Raw genomic sequence first — 6,391 nt, forward strand, 5'->3', positions numbered from 1 at the left:
TGACCGATTTGACCGATTTGACCGATTTGACCGATTTGACCGATTTGACCGATTTTCGCCGTCATTGCTGAACGCGGAAGCACCGTCCGCGTCAGCTATCTCGTTAGCCTTGCCAAAAATCGACGGTTCGCGGAGAAACCTCTGAGCGGTCGCTCTGACCGTGCACGTGTCGATTCTGCGGGCACGAGTGAGTGGCAGACGGTAGGCGACTTCACCGCTTCGCTCCTTGTCAAAGTGCCTTCAGAAGGCTGTATCGGAGAAGCGCTCCCAGCGGAGTTTAGGAAGTTGGTGGGCGTAGGTGAATAGACCACCCCGAAAGCTCCGTAACCATATGCGTACGTACGCTTTTTCCGGTATCCAGTCTGAATCTGTTCATGCTGGTATCGGCGCTGATGGGGCTCGAACGGATGCAGGCGGCGTACGCCCATGCGATCGCGCACAATTACCGATTCTACTCCTACGGGGACGCATCGCTGCTTCTGCCGTGATGCGTCCCGCACGCTCCTGCGATCTGTTCATGCCGGGGTAAGCGCCCGCCCGGCACGGCTGTCGCGGCGGCTTCTTGAACAGTCGATCTTCCGCTAGGGGCAGGCACTTGCGCCGAAGCGGCGAGACGCGGCGCAAGGCTTGCGGTCGCACTCAGGGAGTTGGAATGTCGCGCGTTTTCGATCGCCGCCAGTTGCTGCGCGGCGCTGGCTTGGCAGGGGGAAGCTTGGCTGTGTCGGCTTATATGCCGGCATGGGCGAAGCCCGTTTCGTCGGGCATCGCCGGCCCGCTGCCCACCGTATCCGGCGAGGACATCACCTTGCGCATTGCGCACCAGACGATGGTGATCGACGGGCGCCGCAGCCATGCGATCGGCATCAATGGGTCCGTTCCCGCCCCCCTGATCCGCCTGCGGGAGGGGCAGAACGTGCGGCTCCATGTCGAAAACGCGCTGGACGAGGACAGCTCGATCCATTGGCACGGCCTTATCCTGCCGTTTCACATGGATGGCGTGCCCGGGGTCAGCTTCCCCGGCATCAAGCCGCGCTCCACCTTCACCTATGAGTTCCCGCTTCGCCAGTCGGGCACCTATTGGTATCACAGCCATTCGGGGCTTCAGGAACAGCTTGGCCTGTACGGCCCGATCGTGATCGACCCCAGCGGTGCGGATCCGATCCAGGCCGATCGCGAGCATGTCATCGTCCTGTCCGATCACAGCCCGATGCACCCGCACCTCATCTTCAAAAAGCTGAAGCAGCAGGGCGGCTATTTCAATTTCCAGAAGCAAACGCTCGCCGGTCTTCTGGCCGGCAAGGATCAGCCTGCCGGTGAGCGACGGCAGTGGGGTGCGATGCGGATGGATCCCAGCGATGTCGCGGACGTGACGGGCAGCACCTACACTTATCTGGTCAACGGCCATGGCCCGCAGGACAATTGGACCGGGCTGTTCCACCCCGGCGAACGGGTTCGCCTGCGGCTCATCAACGCATCGGCCATGACGACCTTCAACTTCCGCATTCCGGGGTTGAGGATGACGGTGGTCCAGGCGGATGGCCTTTCCGTTCAGCCGGTGACGGTGGACGAGATGCAGATCGCCGTCGCCGAAACCTATGACGTGATCGTGCAGCCCGCCGATGACCGGGCCTATGCGATAGTCGGCGAAAGCGTGGATCGATCCGGCATGGCGCGCGCTACGCTGGCGCCGCGGCCCGGCATGGTCGCGGTGGTGCCACCGCTGCGCCGCCGCCCGCTGGCCGACATGAAGGACATGGGGATGGGCGGCATGGACCATGGGTCCGCCGGTCGCATGGATCACCCGCCGCAACCCGGCGCGTCGACGCCAGCCGCGCCTTGCGCGCCCGAACATGCGGCCATGGGCCATTGCTCGCCCGCTGCGGCTCCCGTCGCGGACGATGGTGGAAAGCAGCACCTGCAGCACCTGCAGGGGGCCGGCGATCACGGCGCGGTCGGCATGAATCATTCCATGCGTGATTTCTCCGTCGCGCCGGAGGTGAAGAAGACGCCAACGGTGCAGACCATCTCGCCCATGCCGGTGGACCGTATGGGCGAACCGGGCCAGGGCCTGGAGGATGTCGGCCACCGCGTGCTGCTCTACACCGATCTGAAGGCGGCGGAGCGAAACCCAGACGTTCGCGCGCCGGATCGCGCGCTGCGCATCCATCTGACCGGAAACATGGAACGCTATATGTGGGCGTTCGACGGCGAGAAGCTGAGCGAGGTCAGAAAGCCGATCCCCTTCCTGCAGGACGAACGCGTGCGGGTCACGCTCGTGAACGATACAATGATGGGCCACCCGATCCACCTGCACGGCCATTTCTTTGAGCTTGTCACCGGCCACGGCGATCATGCCCCGCGCAAGCACACCATCCAGGTCCAGCCGGGCGGGACGGCCACCTTTGACGTGACGACCGATGCCGTCGGCGACTGGGCGTTCCACTGCCACATGCTATACCACATGCACGCCGGCATGATGCAGGTCGTGTCGGTGCGCCCGCGTGGGGAGCGGGCGGCATGATCGCGCTTCTTCTCGCCACCGCCGCGCTGGCCGGTAGCGGCGCGCCGGCGCAAGCGGCCGATCACCAGCATCATTCGCATGGAAGCGCGCCCGCGCCTGCGCCGGTGAAGCCTGCGCCGTCCGAACAACCGGCGCCCAGCGCACCTTCAGCCGAGGCGCATGGTGCGCATCACGCCGCTCCCGACACACCCGCCGTTGCGGTCGACACGTCCTGCACGCCGGAACATGCTGCGATGGGCCATTGTTCGCTCAAAACGGCCGAAACCAGGCCGAAAGAGGCCGATGGCGCCCCGGCTGGCACAGCGCTCGCGGCCGGTCATGCCCCGGCGCCGGCGGCGCCTGACGCCACCTATGCTGATCGCGTCTGGGGCGCGGACGCCATGTCCGCTGCCCGCGCGACGCTGCGGCGGGAGCATGGCGGCATGTCCTTCGCGCAGGTCATGCTGAACCTCGCCGAAGTCCAGATCCGCGACGGCGCGGACGGTTATCGCTGGGATGGCGAATTCTGGTACGGCGGGGATGTGAACCGCCTGACGGTGAAAACGGAGGGCGAAGGCACCTTTGGATCAAGCGCCGGCGGCGAAGTGCAGGCGCTCTACAGCCGCGCGGTGGGTCCGTATTTCAACCTTCAGGCCGGCCTGCGCCAGGATGTCGGCTCCGGCCCCAGCCCGACCTATGCCGCGATTGGTGTCGAGGGGCTGGCTCCTTACTGGTTCGACGTGGAGGGCGCCGTGTTCCTGTCGGATGGCGGCGATGCCTTTGCCCGCCTCGAGGGGTATTACGATCAGCGCATCACCCAGCGCCTGATCCTGCAACCGCGCGCCGAATTCAATCTCTCCGCCCAGGATGTACCATCTCGCGGGCTCGGGTCTGGCCTGACGGACGCCGAGGCGGGCCTGCGGCTACGCTACGAAATCGTGCGTGAGTTCGCGCCTTATGTGGGCGTTTCCTGGGAGCGGCAATTCGGCGACACCGCGCGTTTCTCGCGGGCGAACGGCGATGACACGGGCGGGTTCAGCTTTGTCGCCGGCATTAGAGCGTGGTTCTGAACCGTTTCTCCGCGCCCCCCCCCCTAAACTCCTGATCGGCGCGCCAGCGATCCCGCCGCCAGCCTAGATGACTACCTCGTTCATCAGCGCCTGGGCCTCCGATCCCGCCCAGTCCATCGCACCGCTCACGCGCCACACTTCCCGGCCCTCGGCATCCAGCATGATCGTGATCGGCAGATTGGCTTTATAGGCCATGCTGAGCCCCAGATCGGGGTCGACATAAGCCGTCAGATTGTCGAGCTTCCGCTCCGCGAAAAACGGCTCGACCTTCTCGCGTTGCATGTCCTGGCTGACGGTCACGACGCGCACCTTTCCGCGCATCGTTCCAGCGGCGGTGTTCAGGCTCGGCATCTCCTTGATGCACGGCGCACACCAGGTCGCCCAAAGGTTCAGCAACACCGGCTCGCCGCGAAAGTCAGCCAGCGTGACCTTCTTGCCCGCAGGGTCGAAAAACGCGAGCTGCGGCGCCGCTTCACCCTTGTGGGAGCGATCCACGCCACCGATCGGTGCTGCCGGCTTCGCGCCGCCGGGCGCGACCTCGTCGGACGTCAAAACGGCGGCGTCAGCGACGTTCGCTTGCTCCGGCGCAGGCGTTTGCCTATCGCATGCCGCGGCCGCCAGCGCGGCCCCGAGGAGAAAGACAGTTCCCGAGCGCGATGGCATGAGCAGTTCCAACCAGATGTGGGGCGGCCGGTTCGCCGAAGGCCCGGCCGCGGTGATGCGCGAGATAAATGCCTCCATCCCCTTCGACAAGCGGATGTGGCGACAGGATATCCGCGGCAGCCAGGCGCATGTCGCCATGCTCGCCCGGCAGGGCATCGTGGCCGGCGAAGACGCGGCGGCAATCTCGAAGGGGCTGGAGCAGGTCGCCGACGGCTATCAGCGGAACGGCGTTGCCGAAGACCTGACGCTTGAAGACATCCACATGCAGACGGAGGCGCGGCTGGCCGAGGCGATCGGCCCGGCGGCCGGCCGGCTTCACACCGCGCGCAGCCGCAATGACCAGGTCGCCACCGACTTCCGGCTCTGGGTTCGTGACGCCATCGATGAAACGCTTGCTGCCCTCACCGCTTTCCAGCGCGCGCTGCTCGATCGCGCGGAGGAACACGCCGCCAGCGTGATGCCCGGATTCACGCACTTGCAATCGGCGCAGCCGGTGACCCTGGGGCACCACCTGATGGCCTATGTGGAGATGGCGCGCCGCGACGTAGCCCGCTTTGCCGATGCACGCGCACGGATGAACCTGTCGCCGCTCGGCTCCGCCGCCCTCGCCGGCACGGGCTTTCCGGTGGACCGGCACGCCACGGCCGCCGCGCTCGGCTTCGACGGGCCGACGCGCAATTCGCTGGACGCGGTATCCGATCGAGACTTCGCGATCGAATACCTTACCTGCGCCGCGCAATGCGCCCTTCACCTGTCGCGTCTCGCGGAAGAGTTTGTGCTCTGGGCATCGCAGCCGTTCGGCTTTGTCAGCCTCAGCGACCAATGGTCCACCGGCAGTTCGATTATGCCGCAGAAGCGCAATCCGGACGCGGCCGAGCTGGTCCGTGGCCATGCCGGGCGGATTACCGGCTGCCTCGTCAGCCTGATGGTGACGATGAAGGGGCTTCCGCTCGCTTACTCAAAGGACATGCAGGACGATAAGCCGCCGGTGTTCGAATGCCACGACCTGCTCGGCCTGTGCCTCGCCGCCATGACGGGCATGGTGGAGAGCGCGACGTTCCGTACCGATCGGATGCGGGCGGTGGCGGAAAGCGGCTTTGCCACTGCCACCGATCTCGCCGATTGGCTGGTTCGCGAGGCGGGCGTGCCCTTCCGCGAGGCGCATCACATCACCGGCCGCGCCGTGGCGCGTGCCGAAGCGCTGGGCGTGCGGCTGGACGAGCTTCCCATCGATGATCTGGTGGCGATCGATAGCCGGATCGACGCCCGTATCTTCGACGTCCTGTCCGTCGATGCATCTGTCGCTAGCCGCACCAGCTTTGGCGGCACCGCGCCGGAAAACGTGCGCGCCGCCATCCGCGAAGCACGCGAAGCGCTCTCGTGAAGCGCGCAGTTCTCGTGCTGGCCATGTTGCTCGCCGGCTGCGGCGCGGCACGCGGCCTCAAACCGGCCGAGGGAGAGCAATTGCCCGTTGCGCCCTATGGCGCCACCGCGACGCCGACGCCAGCAGACCTGCTCAAGGCTGAACCGCAGGCACGGCCCGGCCGCAGCGACGAACTTCTGCGCAACTCCGAGGAGCGGCGCAGCGATGAATTTGACCTCCCGCCAAGGTAATCAATGGATCATTTTGCCCTCGTTGACGGAGAGCTTCACTGCGAAGCGGTTCCGCTGTCCCGCATCGCTGCGGAAGTTGGAACGCCCGTTTATGTCTATTCGGCCAACACCCTGCGGCGGCACGCGCGCGTGTTTCGCGACGGGCTGAAACCGGCCGGACGCGTTCATCTGGCCTATGCGATCAAGGCCAATCCGAACATCGCCGTGCTGAACGTTCTCGCGCGCGAAGGCTATGGCGCCGACGTCGTGTCGGGCGGTGAGATGGCGCGCGCGCTCGCGGCCGGGATGCCGGCCGAGGACATCGTGTTCTCCGGGGTCGGCAAGACCCGGGCCGAGTTGGTCAAAGGCATCGAGGCCGGAATCGGACAGTTCAATATCGAACTGGAAGAGGAAGGTGTCGTTCTGGCGCAGCTTGCTGCGGCGCGCGGAACGAAGGCCCGCGCGGTCCTTCGCGTGAACCCGGATGTCGATGCCGGCACCCACGCCAAGATCTCGACCGGCAAGCGCGAGAACAAGTTTGGCGTGCCGATCGACGAAGCGCCGG

6 protein-coding genes and 1 pseudogene are annotated in these 6,391 nt (G+C 65.8%); 6 read left to right on the plus strand and 1 reads right to left on the minus strand.

The window, feature by feature from the left end; all coding sequences use genetic code 11:
- Positions 1–365: 365 nt before the first annotated feature.
- The 3 genes and pseudogenes from AX702_RS21900 to AX702_RS21145 form a co-directional block, all read left to right on the plus strand.
- Positions 366–488: pseudogene (locus AX702_RS21900) on the plus strand (S-adenosylmethionine:tRNA ribosyltransferase-isomerase); the annotation flags it as partial.
- Between the two features lie 164 nt (positions 489–652).
- Complete coding sequence (locus tag AX702_RS21140) at positions 653–2,521, plus strand: copper resistance system multicopper oxidase (protein ID WP_066782292.1); 1,869 nt, start codon at positions 653–655, stop codon at positions 2,519–2,521.
- The gene (locus AX702_RS21145) at positions 2,518–3,570 is read left to right on the plus strand and encodes a copper resistance protein B (protein WP_082746411.1); all 1,053 of its coding nucleotides are present in this window, start codon (positions 2,518–2,520) and stop codon (positions 3,568–3,570) included. The genes AX702_RS21140 and AX702_RS21145 overlap by 4 nt, the downstream gene beginning before the upstream one ends.
- Positions 3,571–3,633: 63 nt before the next feature.
- Here AX702_RS21145 and AX702_RS21150 read toward each other — a convergent pair whose 3' ends face one another.
- Positions 3,634–4,233 carry a TlpA family protein disulfide reductase gene (locus AX702_RS21150; RefSeq protein ID WP_066782296.1) on the minus strand — a complete coding sequence of 200 codons (600 nt, stop codon included), beginning with the start codon at positions 4,231–4,233 and terminating at the stop codon, positions 3,634–3,636.
- 16 nt (positions 4,234–4,249) lie between these two features.
- Here AX702_RS21150 and argH point away from each other — a divergent pair, with 16 nt between their 5' ends.
- The 3 genes from argH to AX702_RS21165 all read left to right on the plus strand — a co-directional run.
- Positions 4,250–5,617, plus strand: coding sequence for an argininosuccinate lyase (argH, locus tag AX702_RS21155; RefSeq protein WP_066782293.1), 1,368 nt, complete (start codon positions 4,250–4,252; stop codon positions 5,615–5,617).
- Complete coding sequence (locus tag AX702_RS21160; RefSeq protein ID WP_231731995.1) at positions 5,614–5,847, plus strand: hypothetical protein; 234 nt, start codon at positions 5,614–5,616, stop codon at positions 5,845–5,847. The genes argH and AX702_RS21160 overlap by 4 nt, the downstream gene beginning before the upstream one ends.
- 3 nt (positions 5,848–5,850) lie before the next feature.
- Positions 5,851–6,391, plus strand: a 541-nt coding sequence (locus AX702_RS21165; protein ID WP_443026319.1) for a diaminopimelate decarboxylase family protein, incomplete at its 3' end; no start/stop codon positions are given.

This window comes from Sphingomonas sp. CCH5-D11 (assembly GCF_001557395.1).
Taxonomy (GTDB): domain Bacteria; phylum Pseudomonadota; class Alphaproteobacteria; order Sphingomonadales; family Sphingomonadaceae; genus Sphingomonas.

Excerpts from the sequence above, each read along its gene's own strand:
- argH (WP_066782293.1), top strand. The coding sequence starts at position 4,250 with ATGTGGGGCGGCCGGTTCGCCGAAGGCCCGGCCGCGGTGATGCGCGAG.
- AX702_RS21145 (WP_082746411.1), top strand. The coding sequence starts at position 2,518 with ATGATCGCGCTTCTTCTCGCCACCGCCGCGCTGGCCGGTAGCGGCGCG.
- AX702_RS21140 (WP_066782292.1), top strand. The coding sequence starts at position 653 with ATGTCGCGCGTTTTCGATCGCCGCCAGTTGCTGCGCGGCGCTGGCTTG.
- AX702_RS21150 (WP_066782296.1), bottom strand. The coding sequence starts at position 4,233 with ATGCCATCGCGCTCGGGAACTGTCTTTCTCCTCGGGGCCGCGCTGGCG.